At 71.9% G+C, this 21,831-nt stretch carries 20 protein-coding genes; 13 read left to right on the forward strand and 7 right to left on the reverse strand.

Annotated features, from left to right (window positions below):
* The first annotated feature begins 29 nt into the window (after window positions 1-29).
* Both ACQP2F_RS01870 and ACQP2F_RS01875 read left to right on the forward strand, forming a co-directional pair.
* The gene (locus tag ACQP2F_RS01870) at window positions 30-476 is read left to right on the forward strand and encodes a MarR family winged helix-turn-helix transcriptional regulator (protein WP_433307309.1); all 447 of its coding nucleotides are present in this window, start codon (window positions 30-32) and stop codon (window positions 474-476) included.
* Between the two features lie 70 nt (window positions 477-546).
* Window positions 547-2,073 (forward strand): MFS transporter, encoded by a 1,527-nt coding sequence (locus ACQP2F_RS01875; protein ID WP_433300018.1) that lies wholly within the window; start codon window positions 547-549, stop codon window positions 2,071-2,073.
* A gap of 89 nt (window positions 2,074-2,162) precedes the next feature.
* Here the strand turns inward: ACQP2F_RS01875 and ACQP2F_RS01880 are convergent, their stop codons facing one another.
* Complete coding sequence (locus tag ACQP2F_RS01880; RefSeq protein WP_433300020.1) at window positions 2,163-4,844, reverse strand: DEAD/DEAH box helicase; 2,682 nt, start codon at window positions 4,842-4,844, stop codon at window positions 2,163-2,165.
* Window positions 4,845-5,629: 785 nt separating this feature from the next.
* Between ACQP2F_RS01880 and ACQP2F_RS01885 the strand changes: the two genes are divergently transcribed.
* On the forward strand, window positions 5,630-6,082 hold the full coding sequence (locus ACQP2F_RS01885; protein ID WP_433300022.1) for a hypothetical protein: 453 nt from the start codon (window positions 5,630-5,632) through the stop codon (window positions 6,080-6,082).
* Window positions 6,083-6,096: 14 nt separating this feature from the next.
* Here the strand turns inward: ACQP2F_RS01885 and ACQP2F_RS01890 are convergent, their stop codons facing one another.
* Window positions 6,097-6,432 (reverse strand): cytoplasmic protein, encoded by a 336-nt coding sequence (locus ACQP2F_RS01890; protein ID WP_433300023.1) that lies wholly within the window; start codon window positions 6,430-6,432, stop codon window positions 6,097-6,099.
* 60 nt (window positions 6,433-6,492) lie between these two features.
* Between ACQP2F_RS01890 and ACQP2F_RS01895 the strand changes: the two genes are divergently transcribed.
* The gene (locus ACQP2F_RS01895; protein ID WP_433300025.1) at window positions 6,493-7,131 is read left to right on the forward strand and encodes a TetR/AcrR family transcriptional regulator; all 639 of its coding nucleotides are present in this window, start codon (window positions 6,493-6,495) and stop codon (window positions 7,129-7,131) included.
* Here ACQP2F_RS01895 and ACQP2F_RS01900 read toward each other — a convergent pair.
* The 4 genes from ACQP2F_RS01900 to ACQP2F_RS01915 form a co-directional block, all read right to left on the reverse strand.
* Window positions 7,128-7,463 carry a 2'-5' RNA ligase family protein gene (locus ACQP2F_RS01900; RefSeq protein ID WP_433300027.1) on the reverse strand — a complete coding sequence of 112 codons (336 nt, stop codon included), beginning with the start codon at window positions 7,461-7,463 and terminating at the stop codon, window positions 7,128-7,130. The genes ACQP2F_RS01895 and ACQP2F_RS01900 overlap by 4 nt on opposite strands.
* Window positions 7,464-7,768: 305 nt before the next feature.
* Window positions 7,769-8,839 (reverse strand): septation protein SepH, encoded by a 1,071-nt coding sequence (gene sepH, locus ACQP2F_RS01905; RefSeq protein ID WP_433300028.1) that lies wholly within the window; start codon window positions 8,837-8,839, stop codon window positions 7,769-7,771.
* Window positions 8,840-9,018: 179 nt separating this feature from the next.
* Window positions 9,019-10,143, reverse strand: a complete 1,125-nt coding sequence (gene serC, locus ACQP2F_RS01910; protein ID WP_433300030.1) for a phosphoserine transaminase — start codon at window positions 10,141-10,143, stop codon at window positions 9,019-9,021.
* Window positions 10,140-11,246, reverse strand: a complete 1,107-nt coding sequence (locus ACQP2F_RS01915; protein ID WP_433300032.1) for a citrate synthase 2 — start codon at window positions 11,244-11,246, stop codon at window positions 10,140-10,142. Before ACQP2F_RS01915 ends, serC begins: the two co-directional genes overlap by 4 nt.
* A 215-nt stretch (window positions 11,247-11,461) precedes the next feature.
* On the opposite strand from ACQP2F_RS01915, the gene pdxH reads away from it, so the two are divergent.
* The 7 genes from pdxH (at window position 11,462) to ACQP2F_RS01950 (ending at window position 17,283) form a co-directional block, all read left to right on the forward strand.
* Complete coding sequence (gene pdxH / locus ACQP2F_RS01920; RefSeq protein ID WP_433307311.1) at window positions 11,462-12,088, forward strand: pyridoxamine 5'-phosphate oxidase; 627 nt, start codon at window positions 11,462-11,464, stop codon at window positions 12,086-12,088.
* Complete coding sequence (locus tag ACQP2F_RS01925) at window positions 12,085-13,401, forward strand: MFS transporter (RefSeq protein WP_433300034.1); 1,317 nt, start codon at window positions 12,085-12,087, stop codon at window positions 13,399-13,401. The genes pdxH and ACQP2F_RS01925 overlap by 4 nt, the downstream gene beginning before the upstream one ends.
* A complete protein-coding gene (locus tag ACQP2F_RS01930; protein WP_433300036.1) occupies window positions 13,398-14,318 on the forward strand; it encodes an aldose 1-epimerase family protein in 921 nt (306 codons plus the stop codon). The genes ACQP2F_RS01925 and ACQP2F_RS01930 overlap by 4 nt, the downstream gene beginning before the upstream one ends.
* The gene (locus tag ACQP2F_RS01935) at window positions 14,318-14,950 is read left to right on the forward strand and encodes a nitroreductase family protein (RefSeq protein ID WP_433300038.1); all 633 of its coding nucleotides are present in this window, start codon (window positions 14,318-14,320) and stop codon (window positions 14,948-14,950) included. Before ACQP2F_RS01930 ends, ACQP2F_RS01935 begins: the two co-directional genes overlap by 1 nt.
* A gap of 62 nt (window positions 14,951-15,012) precedes the next feature.
* Window positions 15,013-15,309: a type II toxin-antitoxin system VapB family antitoxin gene (locus ACQP2F_RS01940; protein ID WP_014687530.1), complete on the forward strand. Its 297-nt coding sequence runs from the start codon at window positions 15,013-15,015 to the stop codon at window positions 15,307-15,309.
* A gap of 18 nt (window positions 15,310-15,327) precedes the next feature.
* Window positions 15,328-16,500: an acyl-CoA dehydrogenase family protein gene (locus ACQP2F_RS01945; protein ID WP_433300039.1), complete on the forward strand. Its 1,173-nt coding sequence runs from the start codon at window positions 15,328-15,330 to the stop codon at window positions 16,498-16,500.
* 39 nt (window positions 16,501-16,539) lie between these two features.
* A complete protein-coding gene (locus tag ACQP2F_RS01950) occupies window positions 16,540-17,283 on the forward strand; it encodes a DUF4230 domain-containing protein (RefSeq protein WP_433300040.1) in 744 nt (247 codons plus the stop codon).
* Window positions 17,284-17,292: 9 nt separating this feature from the next.
* Here ACQP2F_RS01950 and ACQP2F_RS01955 read toward each other — a convergent pair whose 3' ends face one another.
* Window positions 17,293-17,481, reverse strand: a complete 189-nt coding sequence (locus ACQP2F_RS01955; protein ID WP_433300042.1) for a PspC domain-containing protein — start codon at window positions 17,479-17,481, stop codon at window positions 17,293-17,295.
* 192 nt (window positions 17,482-17,673) lie between these two features.
* Here ACQP2F_RS01955 and ACQP2F_RS01960 point away from each other — a divergent pair, with 192 nt between their 5' ends.
* Window positions 17,674-19,533 (forward strand): DUF5941 domain-containing protein, encoded by a 1,860-nt coding sequence (locus ACQP2F_RS01960; RefSeq protein WP_433300044.1) that lies wholly within the window; start codon window positions 17,674-17,676, stop codon window positions 19,531-19,533.
* Complete coding sequence (locus ACQP2F_RS01965; protein ID WP_433300045.1) at window positions 19,530-21,698, forward strand: bifunctional glycosyltransferase/CDP-glycerol:glycerophosphate glycerophosphotransferase; 2,169 nt, start codon at window positions 19,530-19,532, stop codon at window positions 21,696-21,698. The genes ACQP2F_RS01960 and ACQP2F_RS01965 overlap by 4 nt, the downstream gene beginning before the upstream one ends.
* Window positions 21,699-21,831: the final 133 nt, after the last annotated feature.

The following is a 21,831-nucleotide window of genomic DNA, read 5'->3' on the forward strand; positions in this document are numbered from 1 at the left end:
CTGGCTCATTAGTTAGGCTAAGTATCGTGATGGAGTTGCCGGTGGCGACGGAGCGAGGGACAGCGGACGAGCTGGCCAGGACGCTGCGCGAGGCCATCCAGCGGCTCAACCGGCGGGTCCGGCAGACCCGCGCGGTCGGCGATCTCACGTTCAGTCAGCTCTCCGCCCTGACCAGCCTCCAACTGGCCGGCGCGCTGACCCCGCGGGAGCTCGCCGACGTCGAACGGGTCCAGCCCCCGACGATGACCAAGATCGTCGGGAAGCTGGAGGATCGCGGCCTCGTGGTCCGCACCCCGCACCCCACCGACGGACGGCAGGTCATCCTGGCCGCCACCGAGGAGGGGCGGGCGATGTACGCCCAGTTCGAGAAGGCGCGCAACGAGTGGCTGGCCGACCAGCTGGCCGCGCTCAGCGCCGAGGACCGCGACGTGCTCGTCCGGGCTGCACAGATCTTGCAGCAGGTCGCCCGCGCCTGACCGCCGGCTTCGGTCGCCGTGCTTCATCACATGTCGATGACGCGTACGGCCGAAAGGGAGGCGCAGCCACGTGCGGGCAGTGCTGAATACCACGTTCCGGTCCTTGAAGATTCGTAACTACCGAATCTTCGCCACCGGCCAGCTCGTGAAGCTGGTCGGCGTGTGGATGATGTTCACCGCCCAGGACTGGCTGGTGCTCGACCTGTCCGGCAACTCACCGAGCGCGCTCGGCTCGGTCGCCGCCCTGCAGTTCGTGCCGGTGCTGCTGCTCACCCTCTACAGCGGCCGGCTCGCCGACCGCTACGACAAGCGACACCTGCTGATCGCGGCGAACGCGGCCTTCGCGATCACCGCAATCATCTTCGCGATCCTGGTCGCTTCCGGCGCCGTACGCCTGTGGCACGTCTTCCTCTTCGCCGGCCTGCTCGGCATCGCAAACGCCATCGAGACGCCGGTGCGGCAGGCCTTCGTGTCCGAGCTGGTCGAGGTGCCGCTGCTGCCCAACGCGCTGGCGCTGTCGGCGGCGACCTTCAACACCGCCCGGATCAGCGGCCCGGCCCTGGCCGGCGTGGCGTTGGCGATCTTTCACACGGGCCCGGTCTTCCTGATCGCGACGGCGCTGGCGGTCGCGCCGGTCTTCAGCTACTGGCGCATGCGGCCGGGCGAGCTCTACCGCAAGGACGCCGTGGGCAAGAAGGACGCCCGGGTGCTGGACGGGCTTCATTACGTACGCCGCCGGCCCGACCTGCTGCTGCCGATCAGCCTCATGGCGGTCGTCGGCATGATCGGCTTCAACTTTCCGGTGACGCTGGCCGCCCTCGCGAAAATCAACTTCCACGCCGGCCCGTCCTCCTTCGGCCTGCTCACCACCACCCTGGCCGTCGGCGCACTCGGCGGCGCGCTGGCCGGCAGCGCGCGCCGGGCCCGTCCCGGCGTCTACCTGGTGCTGGGCTCGGCGCTGGCGTTCGGCCTGCTCGAGTTCGCGGTCGGGTTCGCGCCGAGCTTCCTGGTCGCGATGGCCGTACTGCTGCCCACCGGCTTCTTCTCGATCTTCCTGGCCCAGGCCGCGAACCACCGCGTCCAGATGGGCGTGGACGGCGAGTACCGGGGCCGCGTGATGGCCCTGTACGTGCTGGTCTTCCTGGGGACGACCCCGATCGGCGCCACGGTGGTCGGCTGGTGGGGCCAGCATTTCGGCGTGCCGTCCAGCATCTGGGGCGCGGGTCTGATCTGCTTCGCCGCCGCCGCGGTGGCGCTGGTGTGGCAGCTGCGGGTCAGCGGGGATCGGATCGTGGTGCGGGTCCGGCCTTGGCCGCGGGTGCGGATCGTCCCCGGTCACCGGCAGGCCGTTGTGGCTGAGGACGATGGTCGCGCCGCGAAGGCTCGTCCCGCCGGGGAGGCGCCGCTCGCCGGGGAGACGCCGCTCGCCGGGGAGACGCCGGCAGGCGCGCGGACCGAGGGGGCGCCGGTGGACGCGGTTGCCGGAGGCGGCGCACCGATCCCGGCCGATGAGGCCCCGCGGCGCCAGGTGCCCTCGGGTGTGGTGCGCTCGCTCGAGGTCGAGCCCGTTTCCCCGGCGCTCAGCTCGACCCGATAGCCGCCCCGGCCCAGCAGGCAGTGTCGGGCCTCGGATCGCCCGTTGGTCCCCCACCCCGTTCAGTGGGTGGGGACGAAACTAGCGACCGCCTACGACAATTCCGGACCGTTGTCCACAGCCTGGGCCAGCTCGAGCGCGCCGCGCCGGGGGTCGCTGGACCAGCGGCTCTCGAAGGCGTCCAGCAAGCGCCAACCGGACCGGTGCAGGGCACGCTGGCGTTGCAGGTGGGCTTCGGCGCCATCCTGATGCGGTCCGCAGAACACCCCGATCGGGATCTCGCGGTCGCCGATGCACAGGTCCACCGTCCAGGGCCCGACCCGGTAGCCCGCCCGTACGCGTACCTCCAACGCGGCCAACTCGGCCGCAAGATCCGCCACCCACCCTTCGGGCGACATTTCCGGCAAATCCGAAGTCGAAACCGTGGAACTGTAATCCAAGAAGTCCCCGAGCAAGCCGGACGAAGAATCGAACGCCGTCACCACGACCAGCCGCCGCCGCGCTCGCGTGATCATCACGTTGAACAGGTGTGGATCGGCCACGAAGCGGCGCCGGCCGGCCGAGTCCCCGGGCAGCAGTCCCAGCGAGACGACGACGGTATCGGCCTCGCTGCCCTGGAACGCGTGAACCGTACCCACCCGCAGCCCGAACTCCTCGATCTTCTCCACCGGATAGGCGGCTACCAGGGCGGCCTCCAGCGCCTCGGCCTGCGCGCGGAACGGGGAGATCACGCCGATGCCGCGCCGGCCCTCGGCGATCAGGTCGCCGACGACCTTCAGGACCGTGTCCACCTCGCACGCGAGCGTCGCCGACGGGACCTTCACCACATCGATCGCGTCGGTGGCCTCGGCGGCCGGAGTGCGGGTCATGACCTCGATGCGGTCGCCGTAGAAGCGGCGGGCCGAGAAGCCGATCAGGTGCGGGGTGCTGCGGTGATGCTCCGCCAGCCAGGTGGCGGGCGCCGCGCCGGCCGCCAAGTCGTACGTGCTCATCCGCCGGACGTCCAGACGCTCGTCGGCGCCGTGCCGGGAGAGGACCTCGGCCACGTCGACGTCGCTCACGAACGAGACGAACCGCAGCTGCCTCGGGTCGCCGACGATCAGCGCCCGGCGGGCCCGGGCCAGCACCGGAGCCGCCCGCACCTGGTCCACGTGCGACGCCTCATCGATCACCACCAGGTCGAACATGCCGGGCGCGGCCGGGAGCAGGTCTTCCACGTCGGCGACCGTGCCGATCCAGAGCGGGAGGGCGCGGACCAGCGGCGGTGCGTCCAGGCTCGCGAGCAGCTCGCGTCGGCGGTTCCGGCCCGCTCGCAAGGCGGCGGACAGGGAGGCGGCGCCGCGCCGGGCCTCGCGGTCCCAGCGCTTCTCGCTGCGGGCGGCGTTGCGCATCGCGGTGCCGACCGCGGCGGCCAACTCGGCCTCGGCGGCGTGCAGGGCGATCCAGCGCGGGGCGAGGTCGGTGCCGCCGGTGGCGGCGAGGTGGGCGGCGGCACGCTGCGCGGTGGCGGCGGCGATGGCGTCGGTCACCCGGTTTGCGGGTACGCCGGGACGCGTCCGCAATCGGCGACGAGCCCACCATCCGGCCAGTCCCCTGCGGTCGAGCCGCCGGGGGTCGAAGTCGTCGTCGAAGGCGCCCGGCACGTCGGCGGCCAGGGCGGGCAGCTCCGGCTGCCAGGTGGCGAGCGTGGCCGCCTGGTGTTCCAAACCGAGAGCATCGGCGATTTCGGAGCGCTTCCGGCGTACGGAGTCCTCGGCTCGACGGACGGCCGCGACATCCGCTCTGAGGTCTCGTTCGCCCGGGCCCTGTTCCGCACCCGCCGCGAGCTTGGCCGCCAGGCTCTCCCGGCGTCCCGCGTCCCCGAAGAGCACCGGCGCCGGCCCCGGATAGCGCGCGAGAAGCCCCGCCAGCACCTCGGCCGCATGCGGCGACTGGGTGGCCACCAGCACCGAGCCGCCCCGATGCACCACCTCGAGCGCCGCCGCCACCACGGTGTGACTTTTGCCGTTCCCGGGCGGCCCCGACACCACAGTGATCGGGCTCGTCCGCGCCCGGGCCACCACCTCCTCCTGCGCGGCCGTCAACGGAAGCGGCGACAGCACCGGGGAGCGGTCGTCCTGGTGCTGGTCGGCGCCGTCCTCGCCGTAGATCGCCGCCAACGCCGTACCGGTCACATCACGCCCGGCCCAGCTGCGCAGGCTGTCCTGAAGCCCGGCGCCGAAGACGTCCCGCGCCACGAACAGGCCGGCCACGGCAACCAGCACGACCCGGTCGTCGGGCAGGCGCCGATGGTCCTCGACCAGGGCGTCGATCGGCAGTCCCGTCGCCTCGGCCGCCGACATCAGCCACGCCTTGCTGCCGATCGCGTCGAGCCAGCCCGGCGCCGCCAGCCCCGGCGCCGCCTCGAGCGCCGCCGCCAGATCGCGATCGGCCACCAGGGGCGTGACTTCGACGTCCCCGGCGGGCGCGACCCGATAGCCGGTGAGGCCGCGCTCGAGCCGTACCGGCTGGCTGAGCAGCGGTACCCGAATCTTGCGAGACTTGCCCTCGACATCGGCCCGGCCGGCCAGAAAGCCCCAGCCGCGGCGCAGGAGCCGTTCCTCCCGGTGCAGGGCGTCGAGCGCGGCGAGCCGATCGAGCTCCTTCCGGCGGGGCGCGCGCTCGGCGTCGGCGAGCCAGACGAGGGGTTGGTTGCCGCGGGTCACATCGAGCACCCGATCCCCACCGGCGGGCGCCAGCTCCGCGAGCACCCCGAACACCGTCGCCCCTTGCATGGCGCTCGACGGTACCTGGTGGGCGCTCGCCGGTCGTTCCGCGGCGGGGAGTGCGCGAGCCGGTCGTTCCGCGGCGGGAGTGGGCCAGCCGGTCGTTCCGCGGCCGGAGTGCGCCAGCGGGTCGTTTCGCGGCGGGAGTGCGCCCTTGCCCTTACGCACCCCACCCGGTCACTGGGTGGGGGACAACGTAGACGCGGGGTATGACAATTTCCTGGCGCTGTCCACAGGTGTGCGGCTGGGCGGTGCGTTAGCGGGGGATGGTGTTGCGTGTTCTGCCGGGCACCGCTCCGCCCTGCTCGGCAGCGACCTGTTCGGCTGGGCAGCGCCATGTTCAGTCGGCACCGCCCCGACCTGCTGGGCACCGCCCCATTCGGCCGGCACCGCCTTGACACCTGCCGGGGATCGCCCCATTCGGCCGGCACCGCCTTGACACCTGCTGGGCGCCGCCCTGCTCGGGCGGCACCGCCTCGACGCCTGCTGGGCGCCGCCCCGCTCGGCCGGCGCCGCCTCGCCACCTGCTGGGCATCGCCCCGCTCGGCCGGCACCGCCTCGCCACCTGCTGGGCACCGCTCCGCCCGGCCAGCACCACCCCGATCTGCCGAGCGCCGCCCCCGCTCGACGGCGGCGGCAGTTACGCAACCCCACCCAAACACTGGGTGGGGGACAACATACGGAAGGGCTGTGACACTTTCGGGGCCTTATCCACAGGGGCGGTCTCGTTTTGGCAGATCGGGTCGGCTGAACGGGTATTCCGCGCGAGCATCGCGGCGTTTTAGCGTCTCAACGTGGCCATCGCGCACATTGTCGTGCTTTTGGCGGCGTTGCTGACGCTGCTGTTCTTGCCGTGCGTCGTGGCGGCCGCTCTCTGTGCCGACGAGCGGGTCGTGCGCCGGTTGTTGACCCGGGAGGGGCGTCGCGAGCTGCGGGCTCTGCGGCGGCTCGATCGGGCGCTGCGGTCGGACGATCCGGTGCCGTCGCTGGTGGTGGCGGACGTGCCGTCGATTGAGCAGATCGCCTATGACCTGCGCCGGCTTGATGTGCAACGGCGCAGCGATCTTATTCGGCAGTCGGAGAAATGGCGGGCGGCGGTGCTCCGGGCGTACGACCAGAGGTTGTGCCTTGCCTGTCGCTGCCTCGGCCTCAGTGAGCACCTCGAACCGCTCGAGGGCATGGACCGCGAGCTCGAGCGGCTGCGTGTCGAGAGCGAGTTGCAGGCGGCGGGTCTGGCCCTGCGGTAGGGCCGCACCGAAAGTCAGGGCGTCGGGCCGAGCGAAGCGGCGCCGTCGGGGGAGGGACCATCGCCTTTCAGCTCCACGAAGATCGAGACGGTTTCGGTGTCGCCGATGTTCTCGCCGGAGTGCTCTTGCGCGCCCAGCCAGCGGACCTCGCCGGCGCCGAGCTCGACCTCGACGCTGCGCTCGCCCGACGTGATGCGCCGGCGGAAGGACGACAAGGTGACCATCACCGAGTCGGGATGGGTGTGCGGGCGGGTGCGATCGCCGGGACGATCCCGGTACGCCAGGACGCGGACTCGATCGTTCTCCAGCACCACGCGGTAAAGCTCCGGACTGACCACCGTGGGATCCATGACGCCCTCCGACCTCTTCGTGGGACTTAAGTCCCATGGTACTACAGTACCATTATGGCGATGCCAGTACCATATGAAGCGACCGGCCGGCGGGATCAGAAGGCGCGGACCCGGGAGGCCCTCGTCGCGGCGACGCGGCGCCTGCTGGCCGACGGTGTCAGCCCGACCGTCGAGCAGGCGGCGGCAGAGGCGCGCATTTCTCGTACGACGGCATACCGTTACTTCCCGAGCCAGCGAGCCCTGCTGCTGGCCGCCCACCCGGAGATCTCCCAGCGCACGCTGCTACCCGCCGACGCGCCGCCCGCGGACGTCGCGACCCGGCTCGACCTGGTGCTGCGGGAGTTCGCCCGGATCAACGTCGACTGGGAGCCGCAGCTGCGCACGTCGTTGCGGCTGTCGCTGGAGCCGGGCGCCGAGCAGCCGGTGTTGCGCCAGGGGCGGGCGATCGACTGGATCGAGGACGCGCTGTCACCGTTGCGGGAGTCGCATCCTTTCCTGGATGTACGCCGCCTGGCGATCGCGATCCGAGCAACCACCGGCATCGAGTCGTTGATCTGGCTGACCGATATTGCCGGTTTGTCGCGTCGGGAGGCAGCCGAGCTGATGCGCACGTCGGCCCAGGCGATCCTCGCCGCTGCGGTGAATTCACGCGGGGTGCCCGAGGCGGAACGTGCGATGCGGGAAGGGGCAGACCGCTAGAGGGGCCAGGTCTGGAGGGTTGTGTAGGCGCCGTTCGCGCTCTCGACCAGGGCGAACCGGTCGACCGTCCACGATAGGCCGATATATCGGTCCAGGGCGGACAATACGGCGGGTGATACCCGGTAGGTCACGGTGAGGTGCGGTTGGTAGGGGCGTGGGTCCGAGGGGAAGCCGCCGGCGTCGAGGGCTGAGCGGATGTTCTCGCGAAATCGCGATAAGTAGGAAATGTCGCCGCGGACGGCTGCCCACGCGGCCGAGCCGAAGCGACCGCCTCCGGCCAGATGCAGCGAGAAGGGGCCGCCGACCGGCACCCGAGAGAGAATCGCGGACACTTCGGCAACGGCGCTCGAAGTGGGCGGCGACCCGGAAGGCGAGCCAGGCGGCGAACTGGCGGGTGAGCCGGGCGGCGAGCTGCCGGGTGAGCCGGGCGGCGAGCTGCCGGGCGAGCTGGCGGATGAGCGGGGCGGCGAGCCGGCGGATGCGCCGGGCGTCGCCGGCGGAAGCGGGTCTACCTCGCCGAGGAAGACGAGGGTGACGTGCCACTTCGTGGGCGCGGTCAAGCGGGCGTCGGCGGGCAGGGCGGCCCGCAACGACCGGACGACCGGCTCCGGCGGGAAGAGCGCGACGAACAGGCGGGTCAGGACGACTCGCGCGCTGCGGGGCCGCCGCCGAAGAGGACGTCGTCCCAGCTTGGCAGGCGCTTGCGGGGCTTGGTCTCGTCGGTCTCGCCCTGCTGACCGGACTGGCCCACCGTGCGCCTCGGCCGCAGCACCGCCAGCGACGGCACGGCCGGGACCTCCTTGGGCAGGTCGGCGTCGTCGTCGAAGGCCGAGCCGGAACCGCCGCCCAGCAGGGCCGCGGCACCACCCGCCACCGGGCGCCGGGGCTGGTCGGCCGCCGGCTCGAGGCCGCGGCCGCCGCTCAGCGGGCGGTCGAGCGAAGCCAGCAGCGCGTCGCGGCCGGCACGGATCGGGTCTCGGGTCGGGCGCGCGGCCGGCGCCTCGGCGGCGGGCAGGGCGTGGCCGCCGCGGGTGGGCTCGGCGGTGCGCGCCGGGCCGGGCAGCCCGTGGCCGCCGCGCTCGAGGAACGTGCGCTCCGGAACCGGCTCCTGCCCGAGGATCTGGGTGGGCCGCTCGGCGCACAGGTACTGCGCCATGTCGTCGTGCGGGGAGACGACCTGGCGTCCCTTGTCGAGATCCCAGATGGCCTGCGCGGTGGCCTTGCCCGACGGCCAGGTGGCGACGATGCGCCAGGTGCCGTCGTCGCGGCGGAACGCGTCCCACGAGATCTTCTCGGTGTCGATGCCGTGCTGGGCCAGGCGGCTGTCGACCACCTCGGCCAGCGGCGCGCCGGAGTCGGAGGTCTTGAGGCGGGTGCGGCGCGCGTGCTGGGCCAGCATGGCCCGCTCCTGCAGTACCGGTCCCGCGTAGCGCAGCACCCGGTCGACCGGCACGCCGGCGACGCGGGCGACCTCTTCGGCCGACTCGCCGGCCCGGATCCGGGCCTGGATGTCGCGCGGGGAAAGGCTCGCCATGGCCTCGGGCACCACCGGGGCCACCGCGTTGCCGGGCACGGCGGCGTGCGGCTCGTGGCTGACCGCACCGCTGATGCGGTCGTCGATGGGCAGGGCCAGAAGCCGGCCGACCTCATCGGCAAGCACCAGGGCCTGACCGTCCTCGGAGAGGGCGACGAAGCGTACCGGCCGCATGCGTTGCCTCCGTCCCGTCGCGTTGGCCTGTGCTCCCGAGAGTCCGTTACCCGGGCGCGTTCTGGAACACGGTACGCGTCCCACTCACCCAATGGGGGGAGACACGCGGTCGTGTCGGATCGGATCACATCGCTGAGCTGCGCTGATGATCTTCAACGTGCCCGGCCGGGAAGCGCCGCCTAAAGGCGCTCGACCACGTAGTCGATGCAGGCGGTGAGCGCGGTCACGTCGGCCGGGTCCACGGTCGGGTAGAGGGCGATCCGCAGCTGATTGCGGCCGAGCTTGCGGTACGGCTCGGTGTCGACCACATCGTTGGCCCGCAGCACCTTGGCGATCGCCGCCGCGTCCACGCTCTCGTCGAAGTCGATGGTGGCGACCGCCGCCGAGCGCAAAGCCGGGTCGGTGACGAACGGTGTCGCGTACGACGACTTGTCGGCCCAGCCGTAGATGGCGGCCGCGCTCTCGGCGCTCCGCTTGACCGCCCAGGGCAGCCCGCCCAGCGAGTTCATCCAGTCCAGCTGCTCGGCCGCCAGGAACACGGTGGCCAGCGCCGGCGTGTTGTACGTCTGCTCGAGGCGGGACTGCTCGATCGCGGTGACCAGATCGAGGAACTGCGGGATGTACCGCCCCGACGACTTGATCTCGAACGCGCGGGCGAGGGCGGCCGGCGACATCAGCGCCAGCCAGATGCCGCCGTCGGAGCCGAGCGCCTTCTGCGGGGCGAGGTAGTAGACGTCGGTCTCGGTCAGGTCGACGTCGAGGCTGCCGCCGCCCGAGGTCGCGTCCGTGAGCAGCAGCGCGCCCTCGTCGGCCCCGGCGACCCGGCGCACCGGCACGGCCACGCCGGTGGACGTCTCGTTGTGGACCGACGCGTACACGTCGACGCCGGCCTCGGCGGTGAGGAACGCCGCCTGGCCGCCGGGCGCCTTGTGCACGGTCGGATCGGCGAGGAACGGCGCGTCGGCGACGGCCTTGGCGAACTTGGCGCCGAACTCGCCGAACTCGGCGAATTGCGCCTTGTCGCGGATCAGGCCGAAGGCGGCGGTCTCCCAGAACGCGCTGGTGCCGCCGTTGGAGAGGATCACCTCGTAGCCGTCGGGCAGCGAGAAGAACTCGGCCAGACCCCGGCGCAGGCGGGCGACCTGGTTCTTCACCGTCTTCTGCCGGTGCGAGGTGCCCATGTACGTGCGGGACACCGCGGACAGCGCCTCGACACCCTCGGGACGAACCTTGCTCGGGCCCGAGCCGAAGCGTCCGTCTACGGGCTTGATGGTGTCGGGGATCCGGATGTCATTCACGGTCACACATTATGCGCGAGTCGATCCCAGCCCTCGACCTGCTGCGGCTTGCGGGCCGCCGGTCCCACATAGCGGGCGCTGGGCCGGAAGATGCGGCCGAGCCGTTTCTGCTCGAGGATGTGCGCGCTCCAGCCGGCCACCCGGGCGCAGGTGAACATCGACGTGAACATGTGCGCCGGCACCTCGGCGAAGTCGAGCACCACGGCCGACCAGAACTCGACGTTGGTGGCCAGCACCCGGTCGGGCTTGCGCTCGCGCAGCTCGGCCAGCGCCGCCCGCTCGAGCGCCTCGGCCACCTCGAAGCGAGGCGCGCCCAGGTCGTGGGCGATCTGGCGCAGCACCCGGGCCCGCGGGTCCTCGGCCCGGTAGACGCGGTGGCCGAAGCCCATCAGCCGCTCGCCGCGGTCGAGGACGCCCTTGACGTGCCCCTCGGCGTCGCCGCTGCGCTCCACCGCCTCGATCATGTGCAGCACCCGGGAGGGCGCGCCGCCGTGCAGCGGGCCGGAGAGCGCGCCGATGCCGGAGGAGATGCAGGCGGCCGCGTCGGCGCCGACCGAGGCGGCGATGCGGGTGGTGAAGGTCGACGCGTTCAGCCCGTGCTCGGCGGCCGAGATGAAATACGCGTCGACGGCCTGGACGTGCCGCGGGTCGGGCTCGCCCCGCCACCGTCGCATGAACCGCTCGACGATCGTCCCGGCCTTGTCGATGTCCTTCTGCGGCACGGCCGGCAGGCCGAGCCCGCGCGCGGCCTGGGCCACGAACGAGAGCGCGGTGACCGAGACCCGGGCGAGGTCGCGGCGGACCTGCTCGTCGTCGATGTCGAGCAGCTGGGAGAGCCCCCAGTACGGCGCGAGCATGGCCACCGCGGACTGCACGTCGACGCGGATGTCGCCGGAGTGCACCGGGACCGGGAACGGCTCGGCCGGCGGCAGCCCGGGCCCGAACTTGCCGTCGACCAGCAGCCCCCACACGTCGCCGAAGGAGACCGTGCCGATCAGGTCCTCGATGTCGACGCCGCGATAGCGCAGCGAGCCCCCCGCCTTGTCGGGCTCGGCGATCTCGGTCTCGAACGCGATGACGCCTTCGAGGCCCGGCTTGAAATCGGACAATTAAGACAGGCTCCCTGCGGAAAACTGCGAAGAGAATATCTGCGAAGAAATGCTTTGAGTCTTTCATATTGCCCGTTTGCCAGGGCGGGCGCGATGTGCTCTGTGTGACACCCATCCTCGCCGAGCTGACGTAAGGCCCGCGGCGACTTACGGTCGTTGTGGCCGAAAGCATCCAGGGAGCGCTCGTGACAGTGGAACCACCCTCGCCCGCGGGGATGCGGCGCGACTACACCGAGCGCGGCCCGCTCCTCGAGACCAGCCTCGAGCCCGTCTGGACCAGCCAGTTCGCCGTCTGGTTCGCGGATGCGGTGTCGTTCGGGCTGCCCGAGCCGAACGCGATGGTGGTGTCGACCGCGACCCCGGCGGGCCGGCCCTCGGCCCGCACGGTGCTGCTCAAGGACTACGACGAGCGCGGCTTCACGTTCTTCACCAACTACGAGTCGCGCAAGGGCTCGGAGCTGGCCGCCAACCCGTACGCGAGCCTGGTCTTCCCGTGGTTCGCGATGCAGCGCCAGGTGATCGTCGCCGGCGCCGTCGAGCGGGTCTCCCGGGCCGAGACCAAGCAGTACTTCGCCACCCGGCCGCGCGGCTCGCAGCTGGGCGCCTGGGCCAGCCCGCAGTCGCGGGTGCTGCCCGACCGGGCCGCGGTCGAGGCCGGCCTGGCCGCCGCCGAGGAGCGCTTCGGCGACGGTCCGGTGCCGCCTCCGCCGCACTGGGGCGGCCTGCGCGTGCTGCCCGAGACGGTGGAGTTCTGGCAGGGCCGATCGAACCGCCTGCATGATCGGCTGCGCTTCCGGCGTACGGACGAAGGCTCTTGGATCGTCGAGAGGCTCGCGCCGTGAGCCAGGACGCCGTCGAGGCGACCGAGGAGATCGTCGAGGAGCGCGAGCGCAAGTCCTGGGTGATCGACACCCGCCCGTTGAAGGTCACCGCCTATCGGCGGATGTGGATCGGCAACGGGGTCTCCTTCTTCGGTTTCCAGTTCACCTCGGTCGCGGTGCCGGTCGAGATGTACGCGATCACGCACTCCTCGGCCTGGGTCGGCCTGCTCGGCATCGCCGGCCTGGTCCCCCTGCTGATCTTCGGGCTCTGGGGTGGCGCCGCGGCCGACGTGATCGACCGGCGCAAGCTGCTGCTGATCAGCTCGACCCTGGCCTGGCTCTCGACCGTGGGGCTGCTGCTCCAGGCGCTGGCCGGGGTGCGCAGCGGCTGGCTGTTGCTGGCGCTGACCGCCCTGCAGTCGGCCGGCTTCGCGGTGAGCTCGCCGACCCGGCAGGCGATCATCCCGCGGATCGTGCCGACCGGCCTGGTGCCGGCCGCGAACACGCTGAGCTACACGACCACGACCGCGGGCGGCGTGCTCGGCCCGCTGGCCGCCGGCCTGATCTTCGGCGTCGCCACCACCAGCACCGGGGTGACGGTGGCCTACCTGGTCGACGCCGTGCTTTTCACGATCTCGTTCTGGGCAACCTGGAAGCTGCCGCCGATCCCGCCGATCGTGCACGCCGAGGACGAGGAGAAGCCCTCGGCCGGTCTTCGCGGCATCGTCGACGGCCTGCGGTTCCTGGCCACCCAGCCGGTGCTGCTGCTGTCCTTCGCGGTGGACATCATCGCGATGGTCTTCGCCATGCCGCGGGCGCTGTTCCCGGAGGTCGCCGCCGACCGGTTCGGCGGCGGCTCGGCCGTCGGCTGGCTGTACGCGGCGATCGCGATCGGCTCGGTGGTGGCCGGCCTGACCTCGGGCTGGATCGGCCGGGTCAAGCGGCAGGGCGTGGCGCTGATCGCGGCGGTGATGGCCTGGGGCATCGCGATCGGCTTCTCCGGCTTCGCCCACTCGCTGTGGCTGATGGTCCTGCTGCTGGCCGTCGGCGGCGCCGCCGACCTGGTCAGCGCCGTCTACCGGCAGTCGATACTGCAGACCTTCGCCCCCGACCGGTTGCGCGGCCGGCTGCAGGGCGTCTTCATCGTGGTGGTGGCCGGCGGCCCGCGGCTCGGCGACCTGCGGGCCGGCGCGACCGCGGACGTGACCGGGACGACCGGCTCGTGGGCCGGCGGCGGTTTCGTCGCGGCCGGGCTGGCCCTCGCGCTCGGCTTGGTTTTCCCGGCCCTGGCGCGTTATAAGCCCCCATCAGAACCGCTAGGGTCCAAACCATGACGAGTGTCGTGCCGGCGATATCCGGAACCCAGTGGTCGATCGAGTCGGGCGGCGCCCGGGCCGTCGTGGTCGAGGTCGGTGGCACGCTGCGCCACTTCTCGGTCGGCGACACGCAGGTGCTCGACGGCTTCGAGGCCGACGAGCTGTCGCCCGCGTCGTCCGGGCAGATCCTGGCGCCGTGGCCGAACCGGATCCGGGACGGCAAGTACACGTTCGAGGGCGAGAGCCACCAGCTGCCGCTGACCGAGCCGGCCCGGCACAACGCGATCCACGGCCTGGCCAACTGGTCGCGCTGGACGCTCGTCGAGCAGGCCGCCGACACGGTCACCCTGGAGTACGAGCTGCCGGCCCAGATCGGCTACCCGTGGTGGCTGACGCTGCGGACCCGCTGGTCGGTGTCGGCCGACGGGCTGCGGTGCGACCAGGAGGTCGTGAACAACAGCGGCGGCAACGCGCCGTGGGGCTACTCGGTCCACCCGTACGTCCAGCTCGCCGGCGTGGCGGTCGACGACATCCTGCTGCACGTGCCGGGCAAGACCCGGATCCAGGCCGACAACCGGCTGCTGCCGATCGGCTACGTCCCGGTGGCCGGCACCGAGTACGACTTCACCCAGCCCCGCAAGATCGGCGACCTGGTCATGGACGTCTCGTTCGGCGAGATCGAGCACGACGCGTCCGGCCTCACCGAGGTGACCATCGCCGACCCGGGCTCGGACCGCAAGGTCGTGGTCTGGGCCGACGGCAAATGCAAGTACTGGCAGATCTTCACCGGCGACACGCTGCACGGCGAGCGGTTCCGCCGGTCGGTCGCGATCGAGCCGATGACCTGCCCGCCGGACTCGTTCCGCACCGGCCGCGACCTGACCGTGCTGGCCCCCGGCGAGCGCTGGGCCACCAGCTGGGGAATCCGCGGCTGATGGAGTTCGCCGAGGTCGTCCGCAAGCGGCGGATGGTGCGCACCTACGACCCCGACCGCCCGGTGGCGCCCGAGGTCGTCGACAAGATCGTCAAGCACGGCCTGCGGGCCCCGAGCGCCGGCTTCTCCCAGGGCTGGGGCTTCCTGGTGCTCACCGAGCCGCAGGACCGCGACCGGTACTGGGCGGTCACCACCGGCGGCGAGGCCGAGCCGGTGTGGCGCGGCGACTGGCTGACCCGGATGCGCAACGCGCCCGTGCTGATCGTCTGCCTCGCCAACAAGTCGGCCTACCTCGACCGCTACGCGCAGCCGGACAAGGGGTGGACCGACAGGTCGGAGAGCCACTGGCCGGTGCCGTACTGGGACATCGACACCGGGTTCGCGGCGCTGCTCATGCACCTCAGCGCCGTCGACGAGGGCCTCGGCTCGTGCTTCTTCGGCATCCCGGTGCAGACCACGCAGGCGTTCAAGGACGCGTTCGGCGTGCCGGCCGAGTTCCACCCGATCGGCACGCTGTCGGTCGGCTACCGTGCCGCCGACAAGAGGTCCCCGTCACTGAAGAGGGGGCACCGCCCGGTGGACGAAGTGGTGCATCATGGCCGATGGACTGAGCCGCCGCCCGGCGCCGAGTGATTGTTGGGCGGCTAGGCTTTGCGTTGACTTGGGTTCTTGGCCGGATGGGGGTGCAACCCGACGTGATCTTCAAAGCGGTCCGGGACGGAGCCCCGTACCCCGATCATCACACCACGCTCAAGGCGTGGGCCGAGATCCCGCCGCGGCCCATCCGCCTGGCCGACCTGATCACCACGAAGCGTGAGCTCGCGCTGGACAAGCTGCTCGCCGAGGACTCGACCTTCTACGGCGATCTCTTCCCGCACGTCGTGGAATACCAGGGCGCGCTCTACCTGGAGGACGGGCTGCACCGCGCGCTGCGGGCGGCACTGCAGCAGCGCAACCAGATCCACGCCCGGGTGCTGGTGGTCGAGGGCTAACACCGTTAGTTTTAGGGCATGGCCGTCGCCCCGCTTGATCTTCTCGACCTCGACACCCTGCTCACCGACGAGGAGCGCGACATCCGCGCGCTCTGCCGGCGGGTGGCCGACGATCGCGTACGCCCGTCCGTCGCCGAGTGGTTCGAGAACGGCGCCGCCCCGGTCCGCGACCTCGCCCTGGAATTCGGCAAGCTCGGCCTGCTCGGCATGCACCTGACCGGCTACGGCTGTGCCGGCGCCTCGGCCGTCTCCTACGGCCTGGCCTGCATGGAGCTGGAGGCCGCCGACTCCGGGGTCCGCTCGCTGGTCAGCGTGCAGGGCTCGCTGGCCATGTATGCGATCTGGAGATACGGCTCCGCGGAACAGAAGCACCGCTGGCTGCCGGGCATGGCCGCGGGCGAGCTGATCGGCTGCTTCGGCCTCACCGAGCCCGACCACGGCTCCGATCCCGCCACCATGGCGACCCGGGCCCGCCGCGACGGTGACGACTGGGTGCTCACCGGCGGCAAGATGTGGATCACGAACGCGCCGATCGCCGACGTCGCGGTGATCTGGGCCCGCGGCGAGGACGGCGTGCTCGGCTTCGCGGTGCCGACCGACACGCCGGGCTTCTCGGCCCGGGAGATCAAGCACAAGATGTCGCTGCGGGCGTCGTCGACCGGCGAGATCACCTTGGATGAGGTACGCCTGCCGGAAGCGGCCCGGCTGCCCGAGGCGGCCGGGCTCAAGGCGCCGCTGTCCTGCCTCACCGAGGCTCGCTTCGGCATCATCTGGGGCGCGCTCGGCGCCGCCCGGGACTGCCTGGCCACCGCGATCGACTACGCCGGCAGCCGCGAGCAGTTCGGCCGGCCGATCGCGGGCTTCCAGCTCACCCAGGCCAAGCTCGCCGACATGGCGCTGGAGCTGCAGAAGGGCTTCCTGCTGGCGCTGCACCTCGGCCGGCTGCGCGACTCGGCCGGGTCGCTGCGCCCCGAGCAGGTCAGCGTGGGCAAGCTCAACAACGTCCGCGAGGCGATCAAGATCGCTCGGCAGTGCCGGACGATCCTCGGCGGCAACGGCATCAGCGGGGAGTACCCGATCATGCGGCATGCCGCGAACCTCGAGAGTGTGCTCACGTACGAGGGAACTTCGGAGATCCACCAGCTGGTGATCGGCCAGAAATTGACTGGTTTGAACGCGTTCGCCGGCTGATCGGATGCGGGTGTCGTACCCCCCTCGTACCTTATGGGTATGGCCCAGTCACCGGATGTCGACGAACCGACCAAGGAGTACCCGTCGGTTCCCGATGAGCCTGTCACCGATTCCCCGTCGGATCCCCAGCCCGAGCGCCGGAGCATCGTCGCCCGCGTTCTGATCTTCTTCGGCGTCGTCTTCGCCGTGATCGTCGCGGCCTGCTTCGGGCTCCGCTCGCTCAACGTGCTGCCCAGCTTCGACAACCCGTTCGACAAGCAGCAGACCGACCGCAGCCAGCCGGTGCTCCTCCAGTCCATGCGCGACCTGAGCCGGTACGTCGCGGCCGACGGCACCTTCCAGGTGATCGTCGACATGCAGGAGGACCGGAAGTACATCCCGGACTGGCTGATCAACCGGCGCGTGCTGTTCGTGGGCTCCGGCACGGTCGAGGAGTACGTCGACTTCGGCACCCTGTCCGACAAGGCGCTCGAGGTCGACAACGAGAAGAAGACCATCAAGATCACGCTGCCGCCGCCGCAGCAGGGGCAGGTCGCGCTCGACCTGCAGCGCAGCTACGTAGCCGACGAGGACCGCGGGCTGCTGACCAGCATCGGCGACGCGTTCAAGACCGACACCGACAAGCAGCAGCGGGTCTACCAGTCGGCCCAGCAGCGGATCACCGAGGCGGCCACGGCCAGCGGGCTCGACCGGCGCGCCCGGGAGAACACGCAACACATGCTGGAGAGCCTGTTCACCCGGCTCGGCTACACGTCGGTGACGGTCATCTTCACCAGTCCCTGAGCCGGGGTCTCACTCGTTGGGCATGAGGGCCCACAGAATCAGGTAGATGAGAAACTGCGGTCCGGGCAGCAGGCAGGAGACCACGAAGATCAGGCGAACGGTGCCGGACGAGAGCCCGAACCGGCGTCCGAGGCCGGAGCAGACGCCGGCGATCCAACGGTCGTTGCGAGGGCGGGAGAGGCGGCTGGACACGGTCATCGTCTCCTTATCGGTTGGTCACGGGCAGTTCCCGCGACCAAGTTCGACGGTAGGGGCGCGGCGACCGGCTTCCCTCGGTCCCGAGGGGGAGATGGGCGGTCCGGTTCCCGTAAGGGTCACCCGTACCCGAAGGACACTCACTGTTAACCTGGACGCCGACTCCGGGCCCCCTGTCAAGGCGGTGATAGTTCCGTGACGCTGGCCGTCCTCTCCGGCAGCGCCAATGCCCTCGATCCGACCGATGCGAACCGTCTCGAGGACGAACTGGTCACCGCCTTGCACGCGGCCGGCGCGGCCGACGTGGAACGTCTCGGCGACGATCCCGGCCGGCTGCGCGAGCTCTCCCGTCGTGCCCACGACGCGGGCGAGCGCCTGCTGATCTGTGCCGGCGACCTGGTCGCCCACGCCGGGCTGCTGCGCATCCTGGCCACCGAGCCCGGCGGCCGCAGCACCGCGCTGGTCGTCGCCGATCCGGCCGGCGACCTGCGCGACGACCGTGGCAAGCTGCTCCCGGCCGCGCCCGGCGCCGGCACCGTCCGTTACCTCGGCGCGGTCTGCCTGGCCCCGGCCGACCTGCCCACGCTCGACAAGGTCGCGGACCGGCCCGACCTGTTCGCCGCGCTGCTCGAGGCCGGCCTGGTGCCGGTGGCGACGCCGGTGCGGCTGCTCAAGGCCGAGCGGGTGCGGACGACGGCCGAGCTGACCCGGGCCCGCGCCGAGCTGGCCGCCGTCGACGAGGACCGGGCGCTGCTGCGGCTGGCGGTCAAGGAGAAGGACGACTTCTTCACCACGTACGCGGTCAGCTCGTGGTCGCCGATCGTCACCCGCGCCGCGGCCCGGCTCGGCCTGTCGCCCAGCGCGGTGACCTGGCTCTCGGTGTTGCTCGCCGTGGTGTCCGCGCTCGCCTTCTGGCAGGCGTCACGGCCCGCGATGATCGCCGGTGGCATCCTGCTCTACCTCGGCTTCGTGCTCGACTGCGTGGACGGCCAGCTCGCCCGCTACACCCGCACCTTCGGCGCGTTCGGCGGCTGGCTCGACACGATGGCCGACCGGGCCAAGGAGTACGCGGTCTACGCCGGTCTAGCGGCCGGCGCCGAGCGCGTCGGGCTGCCGTACGCGTGGCCGCTCGCCGTGACCGCGATCCTGCTCCAGACCGTCCGGCACATGACCGATACCTGGTACGGCGCGCTGCACGACGAGGCCGCCGCCCGGCCCCGGCCGCAGGCGGCGGGCGGGGTCGGCGCCCGGCTCAGCGCCGCCTCGAACCGGGTGCAGGGCGAGACCGGCTCGGCCGCGTACTGGCTGAAACGGATCGTGGTCTTCCCGATCGGCGAGCGCTGGGCCCTGATCGCGGTGCTCGCCATGATCTTCAACGGCCGGGTGGCGCTGGCGGCGGTCGTCGCCTGGGGGCTGCTGGCCTTCGCGTACACCGGCGCCCTCCGCTCCCTGCGCTCGCTCTCGATGCGGGTCGGCGTGCTGAACACGGTCGACACCGCCCGGCACCGCGACGACGGTCCGCTGGTGCGGTACCTGCTCGGCCGGGCCGGGCTGCCCGCGCCGCTGGCCTTCGCCGTGCTCGGCGCCGCCGCCGCGCTGGCCCTGGTCGTGTCCCTGCTGACCGGGTGGCTGGACGCGCCGGCCAAGCCCGCGCTCGCGATCGCCGCGCTGCTCGTGCTCGCGGCCGGGCTGCCGGCCCGCGCCCGGCACGACGGCCCGCTCGACTGGCTGGTGCCGGCCGCGCTGCGGGCCGGCGAATACCTGCTGGTCGTCGCGGCCGGGCTGAGCGGCTCGGTGCCGCCGCCGGTGGTCTACCTGCTGCTGTTCACGCTGGCCCTGCGCCACTACGACCTGACCGCCCGGATGGAGAAGGGCGCGCCGGCCGGGCGGGCGGTGGGCGCCCCGATCGGCTGGGACGGCCGGGTCGTGCTGCTCACCGCGTTCGCCCTGGCCGGGGCGGCGACCGCCGGCGAGGCGTTCCTGGCCGTCGTGACCGGCGGATCTTTCCTGTACAACGCGATCGCCGACTGGCGGGCGGGCGGCCGGACGACGTGACCCTGCTGACCATCGTTCTGCCGGTCTACCGGGTGCAGGCCTATCTGCGCCAGTGCCTCGACTCGCTGCTGAGCCAGTCCTTCGGCGACTTCGAGATCGTGGCCGTGGACGACTGCTCGCCCGACTACAGCGGCGCGATCCTGGCCGAGTACGCGGCCCGCGACCCCCGCGTCCGGGTGGTGACCTCGCCCGAGAACGTCGGCCTCGGCCGGGCCCGCAACCTCGGCCTCCAGCACGCCACCGGCGAGTTCGTCTGGTTCGTCGACAGCGACGACTGGCTGGCCACCGGCGCGCTGGCGGCGGTCGCCGCCCGGCTGCGGGAGACCGACGCCGACGTGCTGGTGGTGGGCTGGGACCGGGTGCACTGGGACGGCCCGGTGCAGCCGGGGTCGGCCCGCACGCTGCTCGGCGACGCGCCCCCGGTCTTCTCGGTCGAGGACTGGCCCCAGGTGATCGACGTCCTGCACGTGGCGTGGAACAAGGTGATCCGCCGCGAGCTGCTGGAGCGGCTCGGGCTCGGCTTCGAGACCGGCTGGTACGAGGACGTGTCGTTCACGTTCCCGCTGCTGCTGGCCACCAACCGGATCAGCGCGCTGCCCCGCACCTGCGTCCACTACCGCCAGCGGCGGACCGGCGCGATCACCAACACCGTCGGCGACCGGCATTTCGAGGTCTTCGACCACTGGGAGCACGCGCTCGCGCTGTGCGCCAAGTACGCCCAGCCCGGCGACCGGGTGCGCGGCCTGCTGTTCCGGCGGATGCTCTGGCACTTCATGCGGGTGCTGCGCCACGACGCCCGGGTGCCGGGCCGGTCGCGCCGCCGCTTCTTCGCCCGGATGACCGAGATGTATCAGAAGCACCGGCCGCCGGCGGGCTTCCCGTCGCCGGGCGGGGGCGAGGGCCTGCGCTACCGCTTCCTGGCCCGTGGCTCGTACACGCTCTTCACCGTCGCCGAGACGGCGATGCAGGCGATCCGGTCGGCCCAGCGGACGCTGAGCGGGCCGCGCCACCGCCTGGCCCGCCGCTTCCGCCAGGGCCTGGGCCACCTTTACTACCGGCTCAACCTGCTGCTGCCGGTCGACCGGTCGCTGGCGCTCTACGCCGCCTACTGGTTCCGCGGAGTCGCCTGCAACCCGGCCGCGATCGCCGCGAAGCAGGCCGAGCTCGTGCCCGGCGTGCGGCAGCTCTGGGTGGTCGGCCCGGACCGGGCAGGCTCGGTGCCGCCGGGCACGCCGTACGTGGTGGAGGGCACGCTTCCGTACTACCGGGCGCTGGCCCGCGCCGGCTACTTGATCAACAACGTCAACTGGCCGGACTGGACGGTCAAGCGCCGTGGCGCCACGCACGTGATGACCCACCACGGCACCCCGCTGAAGATGATGGGGATGGACCAGCTCGACCATCCGGCCGCGGCCCGCGACGCCGACCTGCCGGGCCAGATGCGCCGGGCCGACAAGTGGGACTTCAGCGTCTCGGCCAACGCGCACAGCACGATCGCCTGGGACCGGGCCTACCCGTGCGCGTACGAGACGCTCGAGGTCGGCTATCCCCGCAACGACCGCCTGGCCACCGCCACGCCCGGGGAGGCCGCCGCGGCCCGGGAGCGGCTCGGCATCGAGCCCGGCCGCCGGGTCGTGCTCTACGCGCCCACCCACCGCGAATGGCTGCCGGCCGACACCTTCGTGCTGGACGTCGAGCGGCTCGCCGACGCGCTCGGCCCCGGCACCGTCCTGCTGGTCCGGGCGCACTACTTCGACACCGGTGCCGGCGCCGGCGCAGCCGACCGGACGACGGGCGGCCCGGGCCGGCTCGTCGACGTCTCCGGCCACCGCTCGGTCGAGGACCTCTATCTGGCCGCCGACGTGCTGATCACCGACTACTCGTCGGCGATGTTCGACTTCGCGGTGCTGGACCGGCCGGTGGTCGTCTACGCGCCGGACTGGGCGGCCTACCGCGACCTGCGCGGGGCGTACTTCGACCTGCTGGCCGAGCCGCCGGGCCCGGTGGCGACGGAGTTCGGCGAGCTCGTCCGGATCCTGGAGGCGGGGGAGCGGGGCGACGCCGCCCGCGCGGCGTTCCGGGCTCGGTTCTGCTACCTCGACGACGGCGGGGCGTCGGAGCGCGTGGTTCGCCGGGTGTTCCGGAACAGCGGTAATCTGCCGTAATCGGTCCGCTACTGTGCGCAAATGGCACGTTCACCCGATGGCGGCATATAGATACTCCTCGTCAAAGTGAGCTAGATCGCCGACCGTCGTGGGATCGGGGTCATTGCGTACATTTGCGGCAGGAGGTAGAGAC

It is taken from the genome of Actinoplanes sp. CA-030573 (assembly GCF_050951115.1).
Lineage (GTDB): Bacteria > Actinomycetota > Actinomycetes > Mycobacteriales > Micromonosporaceae > Actinoplanes.

Coding starts and splice junctions, on each gene's coding strand:
- ACQP2F_RS01870 (WP_433307309.1), top strand. CDS start 30: ATGGAGTTGCCGGTGGCGACGGAGCGAGGGACAGCGGACGAGCTGGCC.
- ACQP2F_RS01880 (WP_433300020.1), bottom strand. CDS start 4,844: ATGCAAGGGGCGACGGTGTTCGGGGTGCTCGCGGAGCTGGCGCCCGCC.
- ACQP2F_RS01890 (WP_433300023.1), bottom strand. CDS start 6,432: ATGGATCCCACGGTGGTCAGTCCGGAGCTTTACCGCGTGGTGCTGGAG.
- ACQP2F_RS01895 (WP_433300025.1), top strand. CDS start 6,493: ATGCCAGTACCATATGAAGCGACCGGCCGGCGGGATCAGAAGGCGCGG.
- sepH (WP_433300028.1), bottom strand. CDS start 8,839: ATGCGGCCGGTACGCTTCGTCGCCCTCTCCGAGGACGGTCAGGCCCTG.
- pdxH (WP_433307311.1), top strand. CDS start 11,462: ATGCGGCGCGACTACACCGAGCGCGGCCCGCTCCTCGAGACCAGCCTC.
- ACQP2F_RS01930 (WP_433300036.1), top strand. CDS start 13,398: ATGACGAGTGTCGTGCCGGCGATATCCGGAACCCAGTGGTCGATCGAG.
- ACQP2F_RS01935 (WP_433300038.1), top strand. CDS start 14,318: ATGGAGTTCGCCGAGGTCGTCCGCAAGCGGCGGATGGTGCGCACCTAC.
- ACQP2F_RS01945 (WP_433300039.1), top strand. CDS start 15,328: ATGGCCGTCGCCCCGCTTGATCTTCTCGACCTCGACACCCTGCTCACC.
- ACQP2F_RS01950 (WP_433300040.1), top strand. CDS start 16,540: ATGGCCCAGTCACCGGATGTCGACGAACCGACCAAGGAGTACCCGTCG.
- ACQP2F_RS01955 (WP_433300042.1), bottom strand. CDS start 17,481: ATGACCGTGTCCAGCCGCCTCTCCCGCCCTCGCAACGACCGTTGGATC.